Source organism: Amycolatopsis sp. NPDC052450 (genome assembly GCF_044547565.1).
GTDB lineage: Bacteria > Actinomycetota > Actinomycetes > Mycobacteriales > Pseudonocardiaceae > Amycolatopsis.
The window spans coordinates 212,944-230,490 of record NZ_JBIUAQ010000003.1 but is presented as its reverse complement, the minus strand read 5'-3'; the positions used below and the strand labels follow the sequence as shown (position 1 = coordinate 230,490).

The 17,547-nt window shown below is 69.7% G+C and carries 12 protein-coding genes and 1 riboswitch; of the genes, 7 read left to right on the top strand and 5 right to left on the bottom strand.

Annotated features, from left to right (window positions below):
• Nucleotides 1-257 precede the first annotated feature (257 nt).
• Entirely contained in the window at nucleotides 258-3,917 is a 3,660-nt protein-coding gene (locus tag ACIHAO_RS08360) for a hypothetical protein (RefSeq protein WP_396555763.1), read from the bottom strand.
• Between the two features lie 93 nt (nucleotides 3,918-4,010).
• On the opposite strand from ACIHAO_RS08360, the gene ACIHAO_RS08355 reads away from it, so the two are divergent.
• Nucleotides 4,011-4,640 carry a response regulator gene (locus ACIHAO_RS08355; protein ID WP_396555761.1) on the top strand — a complete coding sequence of 210 codons (630 nt, stop codon included), beginning with the start codon at nucleotides 4,011-4,013 and terminating at the stop codon, nucleotides 4,638-4,640.
• Here ACIHAO_RS08355 and ACIHAO_RS08350 read toward each other — a convergent pair.
• Genes ACIHAO_RS08350 through ACIHAO_RS08340 form a run of 3 tightly spaced genes read right to left on the bottom strand, consistent with a single transcriptional unit; the run spans nucleotide 4,631 to nucleotide 7,850 of the window.
• Nucleotides 4,631-6,136, bottom strand: coding sequence for a precorrin-2 C(20)-methyltransferase (locus tag ACIHAO_RS08350; protein ID WP_396555759.1), 1,506 nt, complete (start codon nucleotides 6,134-6,136; stop codon nucleotides 4,631-4,633). The genes ACIHAO_RS08355 and ACIHAO_RS08350 overlap by 10 nt on opposite strands.
• On the bottom strand, nucleotides 6,133-6,756 hold the full coding sequence (locus ACIHAO_RS08345; protein WP_396555757.1) for a precorrin-8X methylmutase: 624 nt from the start codon (nucleotides 6,754-6,756) through the stop codon (nucleotides 6,133-6,135). Before ACIHAO_RS08345 ends, ACIHAO_RS08350 begins: the two co-directional genes overlap by 4 nt.
• Complete coding sequence (locus ACIHAO_RS08340) at nucleotides 6,753-7,850, bottom strand: precorrin-3B synthase (protein WP_396555755.1); 1,098 nt, start codon at nucleotides 7,848-7,850, stop codon at nucleotides 6,753-6,755. The genes ACIHAO_RS08345 and ACIHAO_RS08340 overlap by 4 nt, the downstream gene beginning before the upstream one ends.
• Nucleotides 7,851-7,948: 98 nt before the next feature.
• Between ACIHAO_RS08340 and ACIHAO_RS08335 the strand changes: the two genes are divergently transcribed.
• The 5 genes from ACIHAO_RS08335 to cobN all read left to right on the top strand — a co-directional run bounded on the left by ACIHAO_RS08335 (nucleotide 7,949) and on the right by cobN (nucleotide 14,470).
• Nucleotides 7,949-8,857 carry an ABC transporter ATP-binding protein gene (locus tag ACIHAO_RS08335; protein ID WP_396555753.1) on the top strand — a complete coding sequence of 303 codons (909 nt, stop codon included), beginning with the start codon at nucleotides 7,949-7,951 and terminating at the stop codon, nucleotides 8,855-8,857.
• The gene (locus ACIHAO_RS08330; RefSeq protein WP_396555751.1) at nucleotides 8,854-9,705 is read left to right on the top strand and encodes an ABC transporter permease; all 852 of its coding nucleotides are present in this window, start codon (nucleotides 8,854-8,856) and stop codon (nucleotides 9,703-9,705) included. Before ACIHAO_RS08335 ends, ACIHAO_RS08330 begins: the two co-directional genes overlap by 4 nt.
• Nucleotides 9,706-9,708: 3 nt before the next feature.
• Nucleotides 9,709-9,954, top strand: coding sequence for a helix-turn-helix transcriptional regulator (locus ACIHAO_RS08325; protein ID WP_005162705.1), 246 nt, complete (start codon nucleotides 9,709-9,711; stop codon nucleotides 9,952-9,954).
• 2 nt (nucleotides 9,955-9,956) lie between these two features.
• Complete coding sequence (locus ACIHAO_RS08320; protein ID WP_396556056.1) at nucleotides 9,957-10,616, top strand: Clp protease N-terminal domain-containing protein; 660 nt, start codon at nucleotides 9,957-9,959, stop codon at nucleotides 10,614-10,616.
• Between the two features lie 144 nt (nucleotides 10,617-10,760).
• A riboswitch (cobalamin riboswitch) is annotated at nucleotides 10,761-10,835 on the top strand.
• Nucleotides 10,836-10,888: 53 nt separating this feature from the next.
• Nucleotides 10,889-14,470 (top strand): cobaltochelatase subunit CobN, encoded by a 3,582-nt coding sequence (gene cobN, locus ACIHAO_RS08315; RefSeq protein WP_396555748.1) that lies wholly within the window; start codon nucleotides 10,889-10,891, stop codon nucleotides 14,468-14,470.
• A gap of 201 nt (nucleotides 14,471-14,671) precedes the next feature.
• Here cobN and ACIHAO_RS08310 read toward each other — a convergent pair whose 3' ends face one another.
• Complete coding sequence (locus ACIHAO_RS08310; protein ID WP_396555746.1) at nucleotides 14,672-15,760, bottom strand: dihydrofolate reductase family protein; 1,089 nt, start codon at nucleotides 15,758-15,760, stop codon at nucleotides 14,672-14,674.
• A 509-nt stretch (nucleotides 15,761-16,269) separates the two neighbouring features.
• Here ACIHAO_RS08310 and ACIHAO_RS08305 point away from each other — a divergent pair.
• A complete protein-coding gene (locus tag ACIHAO_RS08305) occupies nucleotides 16,270-17,448 on the top strand; it encodes a DUF222 domain-containing protein (protein ID WP_396556054.1) in 1,179 nt (392 codons plus the stop codon).
• The last annotated feature ends 99 nt before the right edge of the window (nucleotides 17,449-17,547 follow it).

Below are 17,547 nucleotides of genomic sequence, written 5' to 3'. Positions count from 1 at the left end.
ATTTCGCCAGGTTTCGGCTACGGCGAGTGAGTGTGAAGCATGACCGGGGTCTTGTGGCAAGTCCCCCCATGCGCTATATGTTTATTACGGAGGGAGTTACTCCCGCATCGCGGCGCGCCTCCCGCTCAGACTTCACGGACCTCGAGCGGGCATCAACCGCAGCCGGGATCACGGAGGCACCTAAGCTCCAACCCAAGCCTGACGCCCCTTGTGGACAGTCAGCGGCACGCCAGATCTCCACGGCGAGCGGGCCGGCCTCATCCGCACGGTGGCGCGTAGTCGAGTCCCGGAAAGTACCTCTCCCACTCTTCCCTCGTGATCCTCGGCGTCGCCAGCCGGCAGATCTCCTCGCCGACCCGGCCCGCGTCCGTCTGCCACAGCTGGACGCCGTTGCCGCCGATCGCGAGCGTGCGCCCGTCCTGCCGGTACGCCAGCGAGTTGACCGTCGCGGCGAAGCCGCTGATCTGTGCCTTTTCGACCGGATTCCGCGGATCGGTCAGATCCAGCACGCGCACCGTGCGGAACGCCGACGCCGCCAGCTCCCGGCCGGTCGGCCCGAACACGACATGTCCGATGCCTTCGGGACTCCCGCCCAGTTTCGCCAGCCGCACGGCGTGCGCGCGGTCGGTGATGTCCCAGAAGTAGAGGTACCGGTCGTCGCCGCCCGCGACGACGAGGCGGCCGTCGGGGCTGAGCGCCATCTTGAACAGGGCGCCGGCGTCGGGCCGCAGGGTCGACACCAGACTCGGCCGTTTCGGGTCGGCGACGTCCCACAGCGTCACCGCGGACGTGTCGAGCCCCTGGCTCGCCACCAGCGTTCGCCCGTCGGGGGTGAACGCGAGCGACCACACGGTCCCGTCGCCGACCGGGAGGACCCGCGGTGCGGCGAACCGAGCCGGATCGCCGATGTCCCACAGCTGGATCGGCCCGTCGTCGTGGCCGGAGGCGAAGGTCTTCCCGTCCGGGCTGAACGCGAGCGAGTAGGTGGGCATGACGCCTGTCGACGCCCGGAGTTTCGGTGCCATCGGATCGCTGATGTCCCAGCGCTGGAGCACGAACGCCCCGCCGACCCCGGCGCCGTCGTGCGCGGCCAGCGCGAGACCGCGCCCGTCCGGGCTCAGCGCGATAGCGGTGACGGTGGCCGGGCCGGGGAGTTTCGAGAGCTGTCTCGGCGCGCGGACGTCGTCCATCGCCCAGAGCCGCACTTCGTCCCCGGCGGTGACGAGGATCCGTCCCTGCTCGATGAACGCGCCGGCGTTCCAGCCCGCGCTCGAAGCCAGCGCGAGTTCGCCGACGTCCTGCAGCCGGACGGTCCGGTCGTCGCTGGTGGACACGATGGTCTTGCCGTCCGGGGAGAAGCCCGCCCACCAGATGGCGTTCGTGTGGCCGGTCAGCGGCGGCAGTTCCCTCGCCTGCCCCGTGACGTCCCACAGGCGCACGGACTGGTCGTCCCCCGCGGTCACCACCAGCCTGCCGCTCGGGCTGAACCCGGCCGCCCAGACGACGGCCGGGGTGGTCAGCGTCGACAGCGGCCGCGGTGCCGCCGGATCGGCGACGTCCCAGAGTTTCGCCGTGCGATCCCAGCTCGTGGTGATCAGCCGCTTTCCGTCCGGGCTCCACGACGGCGTGAGCTGCAGATCCTTGTGTCCGGAAAGGACGGACCGCCGTCGCGGCGCGGACGGTGCGGTGACGTCCCAGAGTTCCGCCGTCCAGTTCGTGTTCGTGACCGCGAGCATCGTGCCGCCGGGATCGAACACGGCGCGTTCGAGTTCGGGGGCCGGGATCCGGCCGAGCGGTTTCGGCGCGCCGAGATCGCCGACGTCGGTGAGCTGGATGGTGCGGTCGACGGAACCCGTGACGAGACGGCGACCGTCCGGGCTGAAATCGAGGGAGAGCAGGACGGCGCGGTGCCCGGTGACGTCCGCCTTCCGCACCGGACGCCGCGGATCGGTCAGATCCCAGAGCCGGGCCCGGTGGTCCCGGGTCGCGGTCGCCAAGGCCCGCCCGTCGCGGCTGAACGCCAGCGGGCCGCGGACCTCCTCCGAACCGGGCAGCGTCGCGAGGAGCTCCGGTCGCCGCGAATCGGCGATGGACCACACCTGCGTCGCCCGGTAGGAGTCGGAGGTGATCATGAGCCGGCCGCTCAGCACGACGGTCAGGTCGCCGGGGTCGAAGGTCATCCGCGTGGCGAACGGCGCGGCCATGGACGCGAGCAGGCCGTCGTGGGTCTCCTGGATCGGCGCGAGCCGGTACGCGGCGAGGCTGAGCTGGGTCGACAGTGCCGGATTCGATTCCCGCAACGCCTTCGCGTCGACGACGGCCTTGCGCGCGAGTGCCACGTTCCGCTGGTCGGTGGCGGTCCGCCCGGCGTCGACGGCGTATCCGACGGCGACCCCCGCGAGGACCAGCAAGACGCCGAGGAGCGCGACAAGTCTTCGCAGTCTTCGCGTCCGTTTGCGGCCGACGGCGGTCTCTTCGGCTTCGGCGTCGAGCCCGGCCTGGAGGAACTCCTGCTCGCGCGCGCTCAGCGCGTCCGGCTCCCTGGCCGCCCATTCGGCCGCGAGCCCCAGCCGCGTGCCGCGGTAGAGGCTGCCCTTGTCGCGATCCAACGACTCCCACAGTTCGGTCGCCTCGGCCAGCTGCCGGTGCAGGCGATGCCCTTCGCGGTCCTCGGCGAGCCAGTCGCGCAGCCGCGGCCAGCTGCGGATCAGCGCCTCGTGGGCGATCTCGACGCTGTCGCGATCGAGAACGAGAAGGCGCGCGTCGGCGAGCCGTTCGAGAGCCTCCGTGGTCGCCGGATCGTCGTCGAGTTCGCGCCGGTTGAGACGCCGCTTCGTGTCTTCGGTGCCTTCGCCGAGCGCGGTCAGCCGCAGGAAGATCTGCCGTACGACGCTTCGCCGATCCGGCCTCAGATCCGTGTAGACCGACTCCGCGGTCCGCGCGATCGCGTCGAGGATCCCGCCGGCCGACTCGTACGCCGAGCTGGTCAGCGTGATCCCCTGGCGCCGCCGCCAGGTCTCCAGGAGCGCGTGCGAGACCAGCGGGAGCATCGCGGGCTGGCCGGTGGCGTCGGCGACGAGCGTGGTGACCAGCGCCGCTTCGACCCGGCAGCCCGCGCGGACGGCGGGTTCGACGATCGCGGTGCGGAGTTCGTCGGCGGTCATCGGGCCGACCATCACCTGCGCGTCGGTGAGCGCCTCGACCAGACCGGCGTGACGGCAGAGGTGACCGTAGAAGTCCGCGCGGACACCGAGGACGACCCGCGTCCCGTGCTCGTCGCGGGCGAGCGCGAGCAGCGCGTCGACGAACTTCTCGCGTTCGTCCTGGTCCCGGCAGAGGGTGTAGACCTCTTCGAACTGGTCGACGATCAGCAGCCGTCCCCCGGCGTCGAGCTCCTCCGCGAGTGGATGCGCTCCCGGCGTCCGGATGACGACCGGGCGTTCACTCGCCGCCGCCAATCCGGCTCGCAGGACGGACGACTTCCCCGAACCCGAAGCGCCGAAGACGCCGACGAGCCGCCGTTCCGCGAGCTTGCCGGTCAGCTCGCCGACCAGGCGCTCACGGCCGAAGAAGCGGGCGGCGTCGGCCGTCTGGAACGCGGCCAGCCCGAGATACGGGAGTTCGCTGTCGTCACGGTCCCCGGAGGTCGCCGCGAGCCCGGCGGCGACCGCGCGCCAGCGTTCCTCCCAGGCCGGGACGTCACCGCCGCACGCGGTGACGTACGCGGTCGTCACCGCGAGCCCCGGTAGTTTCCGCCCGCCCGCGGCTTCCGAGAGCGCGGCCGCCGAGTAGCCCGCGCGCGAGGAAAGTTCGCGATACGTCGGCCCGCCGGCCTTCTCGCGAAGCAGGCGAAGATCCGCCGCGAAGCTCACGACGACGTCGTCGCCCGGCCCCAGCGGGCGCTCGCGTCTCGGCACCAGGCCCCCCGGATCGTCGAAGCGTTATCGAATGGACATTGTTCACCGAAAACGGCCGGACACTGTACAAAAGTTCTGCGTTACAACCGAGACGTGCCGATTCGAACCCCAGTGGTGACCGTCGTCTTCGCGGGTGTCCCCGAGCCGCCGATGTCCCCAGAGCTGGACGTCGTCGCCCACTCCCCCGACGAACGCGAAGCGATTTCGCACGCGACCGCCCTGCGTCCGGACGTCCTCGTCCTGCTCGTCCGGCCCCCTTCACTCGACGGGCTCACCGTGACACGCGAAGTGTCGTCGCGCTTCCCGGGCACCGCCGTGCTCGTGCTGACCCCGCCCGGCGACAACGAGACGTGGGTCGCCGCGATCCGCGCGGGTGCCCGCGGCGTCCTGGCCAGGACGGCGGGACCCGAAGACCTGGTCCGCGCCATCCACGGGGTCGCGGCGGGTGCCGTCGTCTTCGGCGAGCACGCCGCGAACCGGCTTTACGGTCTGCTGAACGCGTCGCGGCCGATCCAGGTCTTCCCGCAGCTGACCGCACGCGAACACGAGGTGCTCGACCTGCTGGCAGGCGGGCTGGGGATCCCGGCCGTCGCGCGGCGGCTGGGGCTCGCGCCCAAAACCGTCCGCAACGTCCTCTCGGCCGTCCACGCCAAGGTCGGCACGGACGACCGCGAAGTCCTGCTCACCCAGGCGCGCAACGCCGGGTTGGGCCGTTATTCGTAGGTGCGCGGCGTCCAGACGACGCCGTTCTCGGCGCGGGTCTTCGACGAACCCACGATCAGCAGGCAGCGCATGTCCACTTCCGACGGCTCCAGGGTGCCGAGGGTGACCACGCGGATGTCCTCCTCGGGCCCGCCGACGTCACGGGCGACGACGACCGGGGTCTCCGGCGCGCGGTGCCGGAGCAGGACTTCGCGGGCCTGCGCGAGCTGCGTGGTCCGCGTGCGCGACGCCGGGTTGTACAACGCGAGCACCAGATCCGCCGCGCCCGCCGCGTCGAGCCGTCGTTCGATGATCTCCCACGGCTTGAGCCGGTCGGACAGCGAAAGCACGCAGTAGTCGTGGCCCAGCGGCGCGCCGACCCGGGACGCCGCCGCCTGCGCGGCGGTCACCCCCGGCACGATCCGCACCCGCGAACCCTTGCCGTGCCCGGCGGCGACCTGCTCCAGCACCGCCGACGCCATCGCGAACACACCGGGATCACCCGACGAGACGACGGCGACCTTGGCGCCGTTCGCGGCCAGCTCCAGCGCTTCGACGGCACGTTCGGCCTCGACGCGGTTGCCCGACGCGTGCCGCTGCTGGCCCGCGCGCTGCGGCACCCGCGCGACGTACGGGCCGTAGCCGACGATGTGCTCCGCCGCGGCCAGTGCCTCGGTCGCCTCGGGGGTCAGCCAGCCGGGGCCCGCCGGGCCGAGGCCGACGACCACGACTTCACCGCCGGTGTGCGTTTCCCGCTCCCGGGGGACTTCCGGTTCGTCGGCGAGCCGGGAGGCGTAGGCGGGGCTGGGCAGCAACGCCAGCGAGAAGTACGGCACCGACTCCGGGTCGACGTCGGCGAACGGCTCGACGCGCTGCGCCTGCCAGGTCGCCCGTTCGATGTAGAAGGCATCGTCCAGTTTCCCGGCTTCGGCCAGCGCCTCGCGGACGTTGCCGAACGTGCGGCCGAGTTTCAGCACCGCCGCGGCCTGCGTGTCGGCCAGTCGCCGCGCGAGTTCCGGCGCGGGCAACGTGCCGGGCAGGATGGTGAGGACCTCGTCGCGCTGCACCAATGGGCGGCCGAGCACCGACGACGCCGCGCTGACCGACGTCACGCCGGGCACCACGGTCGCCTCGTAGCGGTCGGCGAGCCGCTCGTGCATGTACATGTAGGAGCCGTAGAAGAACGGGTCGCCTTCGCAGAGCACGACGACGTCGCGGCCGGCGTCGAGGTGTTCGGCGAGCCGTTTCGCGCTCAGCTCGTAGAAGTCGGCGATGGCGCCTTCGTAGCCGCCGGGGTGGTCGGTGGTCTCGGTGGTGACCGGGTAGACCAGCTTCTCCTCGACCTGACCGTCCCGCAGATACGGTTCGGCGACCGAACGCGCGATGCTCCGGCCGTGCCGCGCGCTGTGATAGGCGATGACGTCGGCCTCGCCGATCAGCCGCGCGGCCTTGACCGTCATCAGTTCCGGGTCACCGGGCCCGAGCCCGACACCCCAGAGTTTCCCGAGCCCGCTCATTCGACCTCACTCGCCATCGCGTTGATCGCGGCCACGGCCATCGCGCTGCCGCCGCGACGTCCGTGCACCACCAGATACGGCGCGGGTGCCCGCTTCACGAGCTCCACTTTGGACTCGGCGGCCCCGATGAAGCCCACCGGGACCCCGATGATCGCCGCCGGGGCACCGACCCCCTCGTCGAGCAGTTCCAGCAGCCGGAACAACGCGGTGGGCGCGTTGCCGATCGCCACCACGGAACCGGGCAGCTTGTCTCGCCACAGCTCCAGCGCGGCCGCGGACCGGGTGGTGCCCATCCGCTCCGCCAGCCCCGGCACCTTCGGGTCGGACAGCGTGCACAGCACCTCGTTGGCCGCAGGCAAACGTTTGCGGGTCACCCCGGAGGCGATCATGTTCGCGTCGCACAGGATCGGCGCGCCCGCTTCGAGCGCGGCGCGGCCGGACTCCACCACGTCCAGGCTGTAACGGAGGTCGTCGACCAGGTCGACCATTCCGCAGGCGTGGATCATCCGCACGGCCAGCACCGCGACGTCGCCGGGCAGGATCGCGAGATCCGCCTCCTCACGGATGGTGGCGAACGAATGCCGGTAGATCTCGGCCCCGTCCCGGATGTAGTCGATCACTGCTGCCCCTTCAATTCGGCACTGTCCTTCGTCGCCAACGTCTCCGCCAGCTCGCCGACCGGGACGAACGCCCCGTCGACCAGATAACCGTCCCCCGTCGCGAGCACGTCGACGTGCTCGCGAGCGGGCTTCCCGCATCGCCGTTCACAGCCGGCGAAATGAACCCTCGGCGTCCTGCCGACCTTCGCCGCGTCGGCCCGGACGTCGGCGAGCGACTTCGCGCAACCCGGTCGTCCGATGCAGGCACTGACCCCGAGCGACGGCGCGCCCGGATCGGCGACCAGCCCGGTGCCCGCTTCGAGCGCGCCGCGGACCAGGATCGACCGCCATGGGGTGACCACGGCGTCCCCGGCCTTCGCGATCGCCCGAGCCTGAGCCGAGGTCAGCCTTCCGAAGACAGGGGCGACCACGATCGCTTCGCCGATCGGTCCGATGGGGAGGCCGGGATTCACCGCGAACCTCCGCGGCTCCCCGGTTTTGCCTGGTACGCCTTCGAGCAGCGGCCCCGTGTCGGGCAGTTCGCCGACCCGCCAAGCGGTTCCCCTCGTTCGAAGAAACGCGCCGGCAACCGAGAGCAACGCTTCGACGGCGTGCTCGGCGGGGACGCGCAGACCGGTGTCTTCGCCGGCGAGCAGCACCGCGCCGTCGCGCCAGCAGACGTCGGCGCCTTCTCCGGCGACGTCACCTTGGCCGCCGTCGAAGGCGAAAAGGAAACGTCCCGGGAGTCCGGCCAGCTCGGGGACGGCGCACAGGGCCTTGTCGAGAGCGGCGGCGAGTTCCTGGGCGACGTCGCTCACCGGCGAGGCGAGGATGTTGCGGACGCGTTCGTGCGATGGCGAGGGCAGGAGCCCGGCCGCGACGAGTCTGCTCGCGAGACCGGGACGGGTGACGCCGCGCAGCTGCACGTTGCCGCGAGAGGTCAGGTGCAGGGCGCCGTCGCCGAGGTCGTCCGCGGCGTCCGCGAGCGCCCCGAACTGGGCCCGCGTTATCGCGCCGCCGGGCAGCCGGATACGGGCGAGCGGACCGTCGGCGGCGTCGTGCGTGGCGAAAACACCAGGGCACGCGTCGGCTCGGACACGTGCGCTCGCGGACATGCGCTCACTGTAGATGGCCGTTTCGGGTGGGAGTATGTCTCAGATCATATGTAGTAGGTATGCTACATTCGATCGCAGCACTGAGATGGGGGTGACCAATGAGAGATCCACACGACGTGATGATCTCCGTCAAAGATCTTCGGATGCGCTACGGGACGAACGACGTCCTCCACGGCGTGGACTTCACCGCGCACCGTGGCGAGGTGATCTGCCTGCTCGGCCCGAACGGGGCGGGCAAGACCACGACGATCGAGATCCTCGAAGGCTTCCGGATGCGCTCGGAAGGCGAGGTCAGTGTGCTGGGCACCGACCCGGCACATGCGGACGAGAACTGGAGGGCGCGGCTGGGGGTCGTCCTCCAGGCCTGGCGCGACCACGCGAAATGGCGGGTGCGCGAACTACTGGAGCACCTCGGCGGCTACTACGCGCCGTACTCCACGGACCGCATCAAGCGGCCGTGGGATCCGGACGAACTGATCGCCGCGGTCGGCCTGACCGAGCACGCGGACAAGAGGGTCCGGATGCTCTCGGGGGGACAACGGCGCCGTCTCGACGTCGCGATCGGCATCGTCGGCCGTCCGGAACTGCTGTTCCTCGACGAGCCGACCGCCGGACTGGACCCGGAGGCACGACGCGAGTTCCACGAACTCGTGCACCGGCTGACCGATGACGACGACACGACGATCCTGCTGACCACCCACGACCTCGACGAGGCCGAGAAGCTGGCCGACCGGATCCTGATCCTGAACCACGGCCGCATCGTCGCCGACGGTTCGGCCGACGCGCTGAGCAGGCAGATCGCCGGCGAGGCCGAGGTGCGCTGGACACTGGACGGCCAGCGGTTCGTGCACTCGACCACCGAATCGACGAAGTACGTGCACGAACTGTTCAAACAGCACGGGGACGCCATCGCCGACCTGGAGGTCCGGCGGGCGTCGCTCGAAGACACGTACATGACCCTGGTCCGCCAGGCGGAATCCCCGCTCGTGGAGGTGAGCGCGCCATGAACGCGATCCAGCACAGCGTCCGGCTCGGTATGACCCGGGGCTGGCTCGAAACCCGCCAGACCCTGACCAACCGCGAAGACCTGTTCAACATCTTCATGTTCCCGGTCATCTTCGTGATCGTCATGTTCTTCATGCGGGACTCGAAACTCCCCGGGACGGACTTCTCACTGGGCGCCGCCACCGTGCCGAGCGTGCTGGGCGCGTCGATCGTGTTCAGCGGCATGCTCGGGATGGCGGGCGTCCTGGCGGTCGAACGCGAGGACGGAACCCTCCTGCGGGCCAAGGCCACGCCGAACGGCATGATCGGCTACCTGGTCGGCAAGGTCGTGTCGGTCTCCTTCGGCACCGTCATCGGGATACTCCTGGTGCTGATCCCCAGCCTGTTCCTGTTCGACGGCATCGCGCCGGGCGGCTGGTCGTCGTGGCTGAGCCTGCTGTGGGTCCTGGTGATCGGCCTGGTCGCGACCATGCCGATCGGCGCCGTCTTCGGCTCACTGACCAGCAATGCCCGCAGCATCGGCTTGATCATGCTGCCGGTGCTGGGACTCGGGGCGATCTCCGGGATCTTCTACCCCATCACCGCGCTGCCGGAATGGTTGCAGTACATCGCGCAGGTGTTCCCGATGTACTGGCTCGGCCTCGGCATGCGGTCGGCACTGCTGCCGGACTCGACGGTGATCATCGAGATCGGACAGTCGTGGCGCCCATGGGAGACCCTCGGCGTGCTGACCGCGTGGGCCGTGATCGGATTGGTGCTGGCCCCGGTCGTCCTGCGGCGCATGGCGCGGCGCGAGTCCGGGTCCTCGGTGGCGGCACGACGGGAAAAGGCGATGCAGCGAATTGGCTAGTTCATGAGCGAGGTCGTTTACAACCGGATCGCGATGTTACGGGCGGAACGGGGCATCTCCCGCCGCGAGCTCGCCGATGCGCTGGGCGTGCACTACCAGACCATCGGCTACCTCGAACGCGGCGAGTACAGCCCGAGCCTCTACCTCGCGTTGCGGATCGCGGAGTTCTTCGAGGTCGCGGTGGAGATCATCTTCTCCACCGCGCCCTTCCCGCGGATCGGTGACTCTTCGTCGGAGCGCTCCGCGTGAGCATGCTGGAGCGGGCGCACGCCCACGCCGTCCGGCTGGGACACGACCGAATCGGCGGCGAGGAACTGCTGCTCGCCCTCCTCGACGACGGCGTCGGGTACGCCCTGCCCGGCGCGTTGGGGATTTCCCGTGACGTCCTCGTGTGGCAACTGGAGAAAGCGGCTCACGCGGATGCGTCGCCTGCCGTCGAGACCGTGGATGGCCATCCCGTCACCGCCGAAGTCCGCGAAGTGCTGCGGTCTTCCGGTTGGGTGGAGCTGGTCACCGGACTGCTGTCGGCCGACGGCGGGCCGGCCCGCGTGCTGGGCGAACACGGTGTGACGGAGGAACGGATACGGGAGGCTTACGCCCGGATCTGGGCTCCCGTCCTCGACGAGAACGCCGTCTGGGGCAGCCTCCCGGTACGCGGCCCCACCGAACCGCCCGCCGAGATCGACCTGCTGACTTCGCAGATCGTCGAATATCGGCGACGCAAGGCAGCGGCCGTCGACGCCCAGGAGTTCGCTCAGGCGGCCATCATCCGCGACGAGGAGAAACAGGTCGTTCGCCGACGGTCCGAGCTCATCCGGGACTGGGCCGCGACCGTGGATCCGGTGGACCTCGCCGAAGCAGTCGTTTCGCTGCGAGAGCAGGCCCTCAGGGACTTCGACGGAAGCGCGTGACTGCGCTGCCGCTGACCACAAGCCGATCACCGTGAGCAGATCATCTCCTCGCTGGGGTGACGACTCCGACTCCGGCTGCACATCACCTTGACTCCCGCCGGACCGCACCGGAGAGTGAAGTCCGAACCCACGCGTCGGCAGGTGGAGGAACCCGGTGAGAGTCCGGGGCGGTCCCGCCACTGTCACCCCGCCTGAGCAAGGCGGGGAAGCCAGGAACTCCGGCCGGCGCGACCGCACGACCCGGGGCGCGGACACCCCGAGTGAGGACTGCTGTGATCCTGCTTCTGTCCACTTCGGACACCGACCTGCTCAGCGCCCGTTCCAGCGAGGCCGAGTACCGGCTGGCGAACCCCGCCCGGCTCGACCTGGCGGAGCTGCCTGCCCTGCTCGAAGGCGCCCCGATCGTCGTCGTCCGGATCCTCGGTTCCGAACGCAGCTGGCAGGAGGGGCTCGACACGGTCCGCGCGAGCGGCGCGCACGTGGTGGTCCTCGGTGGCGAGCAGACACCGGACGCGCAGCTCATGAAGCTGTCCACGGTCCCGGCGGGCACGGCGGCGGAGGCGCACGCGTACCTCGCGCAGGGCGGGCCGGAGAACCTCACCCAGCTGCACCGCTTCCTGAGCGACACACTCCTTCTGACGGGTGACGGCTTCGAGCCGCCCGCGGTGCAGCCGCTCTGGGGTGTCCTCGAGCGCACGCCCAAGACCACCGAGGGTCCGGTCATCGCGATCCTCTACTACCGGGCGCATCACCTGTCCGGCAACACCGAGTTCGTCCACGCCCTGTCCGACGCCGTCGAGGACGCCGGGGGCCGCGCGCTCCCGATCCACTGCGCGTCCCTGCGCACCCGCGAGCCGGAGATGATGGCCGAGCTGGCCAAGGCCGACGCGCTCCTGGTCACCGTGCTGGCCGCCGGCGGCACCAAGCCGTCCGAGGTCGGTGCCGGCGGGGACGACGAGGCGTGGGACGTCGCCGAGATGGCCGCGCTGGACATCCCGATCCTCCAGGCCCTCTGCCTCACCAGCGATCGCGAGACGTGGTCCGCGAACGACGACGGCCTCTCCCCGCTCGACGCGGGCAACCAGATGGCCGTCCCCGAGTTCGACGGCCGCCTCATCACCGTCCCGTTCTCGTTCAAGGAGATCGACGACGACGGCCTCCCGAAGTACGTGCCGGACGCCGAGCGCGCGTCCCGCGTCGCGAAGATCGCGCTGGCGCACGCCCGTTTGCGGCATACGCCGCCTCCGGAGCGCAAGATCGCGCTGATGCTGTCCGCGTACCCGACGAAGCACTCGCGCGTCGGCAACGCCGTCGGCCTCGACACGCCCGCGTCGGCGATCGAGCTGCTGCGCCGTATGCGCGAGCGCGGCTACGACCTCGGCGAGGACCCGTTCCCCGGCGTCGAGCCCACCGGCACCGACCAGCCCGACGGTGACGCGCTGATCCACGCGCTCATCGCCGCGGGCGGCCAGGATCCGGAGTGGCTCACCGAGGAACAGCTGTCCGGCAACCCGATCCGCGTCCCGGCCGACAAGTACCGCGCGTGGTTCGCCGAGCTGCCCGCGGAACTGCGCGAGGGCATGGAAGAGCATTGGGGCCCCGCGCCCGGTGAGCTCTACGTCGACAACGGCGACATCGTGCTGGCGTCCCTGCAGTCCGGCAACGTCATCCTGATGATCCAGCCGCCGCGCGGTTTCGGCGAGAACCCGGTGGCGATCTATCACAACCCGGACCTCCCGCCGAGCCACCACTACCTGGCCGCGTACCGCTGGCTGGAAGAGGAGTTCGGCGCGCACGCCGTCGTCCACCTCGGCAAACACGGTTCGCTGGAATGGCTTCCCGGCAAGACCGCGGGGCTGTCGGACTCCTGCGCGCCGGACGCCGTCCTGGGCAACCTGCCGCTGATCTACCCGTTCCTGATCAACGACCCGGGCGAGGGCGCGCAGGCGAAACGGCGTGCGCACGCCACGATCGTCGACCACCTGATCCCGCCGATGGCTCGCGCCGAAAGCTACGGCGACATGGCCCGCCTGGAGCAGCTTCTCGACGAGCACGCCAACATCGCCGCGATGGACCCGGCGAAGCTGCCCGCGGTCCGCGCGCAGATCTGGACGCTGATCCAGGCCGCGAAACTGGATCACGACCTCGGTGTCGAGGAACGTCCGCACGACGCCGAGTTCGACGACTTCCTGCTGCACATCGACGGCTGGCTGTGCGAGGTCAAGGACGCGCAGATCCGCGACGGCCTGCACATCCTCGGCGCCGCACCGGAAGGCGAGGCGCGGATCAACCTCGTGCTCGCGATGCTGCGTGCCCAGCAGATGTGGGGCGGCAAACAGGGCGCCGTTCCCGGTCTGCGTTCCGCGTTGGGGCTCAAGGAGAACAGCGACGCTCCACTGTCCGAAGTGGACGCCATCGAGCAGAAAGCCCGGTCGCTCGTCGTGGCGATGGAAGCCAGGGACTGGTCCCCCAGCGCGGTCGCGGAGGTCGTCGCCGACGTACCGGAACACCAGGAGGTCGCCCGCGTACTGACCTTCGCCGCCACCGAGATCGTGCCGCGGCTCGCGGGCACCGGCGCCGAGATCGACGCCGTGCTGCACGCGCTCGACGGTGGCTACATCCCGGCCGGGCCCAGCGGTTCCCCCCTGCGCGGCCTGATCAACGTGCTGCCGACCGGCCGCAACTTCTACACGGTCGACCCGAAGGCCATTCCGAGCCGTCTCGCCTGGGAGACCGGGCAGGCGCTCGCCGACTCGCTTCTCCGCCGCTACAAGGAGGACACGGGCGACTGGCCGCGTTCGGTCGGTCTCTCGGTGTGGGGCACGTCGGCCATGCGCACGTCGGGCGACGACGCGGCGGAAGTCCTTGCCCTGCTGGGTGTCCAGCCGGTCTGGGACGAGGCCTCCCGGCGGGTCACCGGGATCGAGGCCATCCCGCTCGCCGAACTCGGCCGCCCGCGGATCGACGTCACCGTGCGGATCAGTGGTTTCTTCCGCGACGCCTTCCCGCATGTGATCACCCTGATGGACGACGCCGTCCGCCTGGTGGCGAACCTCGACGAACCGGACGAGCAGAACTTCGTCCGCGCCCACACCCGCGCGGATCTGGCCGCGCACGGTGACGAACGCCGTGCCACCACGAGGATCTTCGGTTCCAAGCCCGGCGCGTACGGCGCGGGCCTGCTGCCGCTGATGGATTCCGGGAACTGGCGCGACGACAAGGATCTCGCCGAGGTCTACGCGGTCTGGGGTGGTTTCGCCTACGGCCGCGACCTCGACGGCAGGCCCGCGCGCGAGGACATGGAGAACTCGTACAAGCGGATCGTGGTCGCGGCCAAGAACACCGACACCCGCGAACACGACATCGCCGACTCCGACGACTACTTCCAGTACCACGGCGGGATGATCGCGACGGTCCGCGCGCTCACCGGCACCGCGCCCGCGTCCTACGTCGGCGACAGCACCACCCCGGACGCGGTCCGCACGCGCACCCTCGGCGAGGAGACCGCCCGCGTCTTCCGTGCCCGCGTGGTCAACCCGCGCTGGCTGGCGGCGATGCGCAAGCACGGCTACAAGGGAGCTTTCGAACTGGCCGCGACCGTCGACTACCTCTTCGGTTTCGACGCCACGGCCGGAGTGGTCGGCGACTGGATGTACGAGAAGCTCACCGAGTCCTACGTGCTCGACGAGGTCAACCAGGAGTTCCTGCGCCAGGCCAACCCGTGGGCGTTGCGCGGCATCATCGAACGGCTGAACGAGGCGGCCGACCGTGGGCTCTGGGCGGAGCCGGACGCCGATCTTTTGGCTCAGCTGCGCGAGGTCTACCTCTCACTGGAGGGCGACCTCGAGTCCTGACGTCACCCGCTGGAGCAGCGCCATGGCACTCCCGGCGGTACCACTGTCCTATGCGCAGAACTTAGCGTGACAAGGGCGGTGGGACGTCAATGATCGGGAGGACAGCGATGATCAAGCGTCTGTTGAAGGTCGTGCTTCGCCACGGTTGCTGCTCGGCGTGCACGGGTCTGGGCTGCGGCTGCTGCGACGCCTGCAAGTAGATCAGAGGTGGACACCCGGAATGTGGGTGTTCGCGCGGCGGACGTCGGCGGCGAGGGCGGATACCTCGATCACCCGGCGTCCGGCCGCCTCCAGCGTTTCGGCGCCGACGCAGTCGACGAACACCGACGGCTCGCGCCAGGCGAAAACGACGCGAGGAATGCCGGCGTCGAGGATGAGCTGGGTGCAGCTTCGCGGATGTGACGTCCGCGAGCTGCACGGCTCCAGCGACGTGTACATCGTCGCCTCCGCCAGTCTCGGATCTCCCGGTTCGAGCTTGGCGAGGGCGGCTTCTTCCGCGTGGTTGGCGGAATCGCCGTCGCCCGAGTAACCGGTGGAAATCACTTCGCCGTCGGCGGCGGTGATGACGGCGCCGACGCGGAACGTGCGCGGCGGGCAGTTCTCGGCCAGAGCGATGGCCTCGCGCAGCCGTAATATGTCCACTTCGGACGGTTCCGGCGTCGCGTGGTACTCCAGTACGGCGATGTCACCCAGCCTCGTCGTGCTGGTCAGCGTCAGCCCACGCGGAAAAGCGCCTTCACCGGCGAAGCGCGGCGCCCGCGGGTCACCGACGAAGAACGGCGCGATGGCCAGGTGCAGTTCGTCGACCAGGCCCTCGGTGAGGAACTGGGTGTGGATCGCGCCCCCGCCTTCGACCATCAGCCGCCGCACCCCGCGCGCGAAGAGATCCGCCAGCATTTCGCGTAGGCTGGACAGTTCGACGACGGTCGCCTTCACTCCCGTGACGACGCCGGGCGGGGCGTAGACGAGTTTCTCCGCATCACCGACGGTGAAGAACTGTGCCGCCGGATCGAGTGACCCACTCCGCGTGAGGGTGACCTTGACCGGCTGCTCCGGTCGTCCTTCCGCGACCCTTTTCGCGACGAGCTCCGAAGAGCGGACCAGCAGCCGAGGATTGTCCGCGCGGACCGTGTTCGCGCCGACGAGGATCGCGTCCGACGCCGCGCGCAGACCGTCCACCCTGGCCCAGTCCTCGTCGTTGGACAGCACCAGCCGGGTGTCGGTCGCGTCGTCGAGGTAGCCGTCCAGGGAGACCGCGGCGGACAGGAGGACATGAGGGCGTTCGGTCACGTCCGCCAGTATGCCCCGGCCGGTCGCGGGTCGCCGAGGTGACAGACCGTGGCTCGGAGCGGTGGGGCTTGTGGGCTGGTGCCAGGGCCTCCGTTGCCGGAATTCGGCAACGACTGCCTGCGGGATCCTTGAAACGCTCCAAAGTCGCGTGACCGAAGACAACACATCGGTGCCGTTACCGCAAAACGGCAACGACCTCTCGCACAAGCCAGGGAGCACTCACACAGCGCGACAACGGTCGACACACCGGCGACCATCACCCGGCAATACAAGAAGCCCCGATCCCGAGAACAGCGCTCAAGAAATCCCGTCTGCGCACTGCTTACCACTAACGAGCGAACGCGCATATCCCAGATTTCCCTTGCCACGAATGACATTACCGATTATCGGCGACAGTGGCGGCAGCCGCATGATCCAGAACTGTCGGTGGGGAGTTGTAGGTTCATCGGGTGGACACATACCGAGCCACCGCTGTGGCGCTACTCGAGGAAATCACCGACCCCAAGAACCTGAACGGCATCAATACGGCCGCGGATTCGTTGGACGACAACGAATCCGTCACCCTCGCGAAAGCGGCGTCGGCGGGCATCGCCCGGCTGGAAGCGATCCGTTACCGTGCCCTGTCCCAGCTGAACCGGCATCGCGAAGGCGCGAATAGCGTCACTCAGGAAGTCGCGTTCGCCCTGTCGGTGGGCGACAAGTACGCGGCCGGGCTGGTCGCCGCTGCCGAGGCGTTGACCACCAGGCTGCCCCGAACCCTGGGTTTGATGGACAAGGGCCAAGTGGACGGGTTCGGCGCGATGAAAGTCGTGACGGCCACAGCGTGGCTGTCCGACGAGCACGCGCGCGCCGCCGACGCCTTGCTGGAAGACCGATTGCCCGGCAAGAATGCCGACCAGATCCGCAAAGCGGCGAACCACGCGGCCACGACTGTGGATCGTGAGGGCGCGGACAAGCGCTGCGAGCAGGCCCGCGAAGGCCGCCGGCTCGTGGTGAGTCAGGGTGAGGCTGGGGTGGCCTCGCTGGAGATCGAGGACGGCCCGGTGGAGAAGGTCACCGCCGCCTACAACCGGATCAACCGGGAGGCCCGCGCGCTCAAGACCGGCGACGAGACCCGCACTCTGGACCAGCTTCGCGCCGACGTCGCCCTCGACCTCCTGTTGAGCGGCAGCGGCGGGAAAAGTGAACGCGCCGAAGTCTTCCTTTATATGGACCTCTTCACCTACCTCGGTCTCAACGACGACCCGGCGGAAATGGCCGGGCACGGCCACATCCCGGCGTCACTGGCGCGCCACATCGCGAGCGGACCCAATACGGTGCTGCGGCGGATCATCACGGACCCGCTGTCCGGTCAGGTCACAGATCTCGGCCGGGACCGGTATCGCCCGACGGCCGGCCTTGACGAGTTCGTCCGGGTCCGCGACCGCGAATGCCGAAGACCAGGGTGCCACCGGCCCGCTCAGGCTTGCGATCTCGACCACTCCATCCCGTGGCAGTTCCAGGGAAACACCGACGTCGGCGACCTCATCGACTTCTGCCGCCGCGACCATCGGCTCAAGGACGAACCCGGGTGGATCTACCGGCTGGCACCGGACGGAACCCTGACGATCACCACACCGACCGGCCAGACCTACGACAGCACGCCTCCGCCTCTGCACACACCCCGTACCGAGAAACCACCGTTCTGACCCGGTTGCCGCGAAACGGCAACCGGCCTCCTACCCGGCCGCGGTGACGCCTCGCCGGGCCAGCACACCATCTCCGACCACTCCGTCGCCACAAAACGG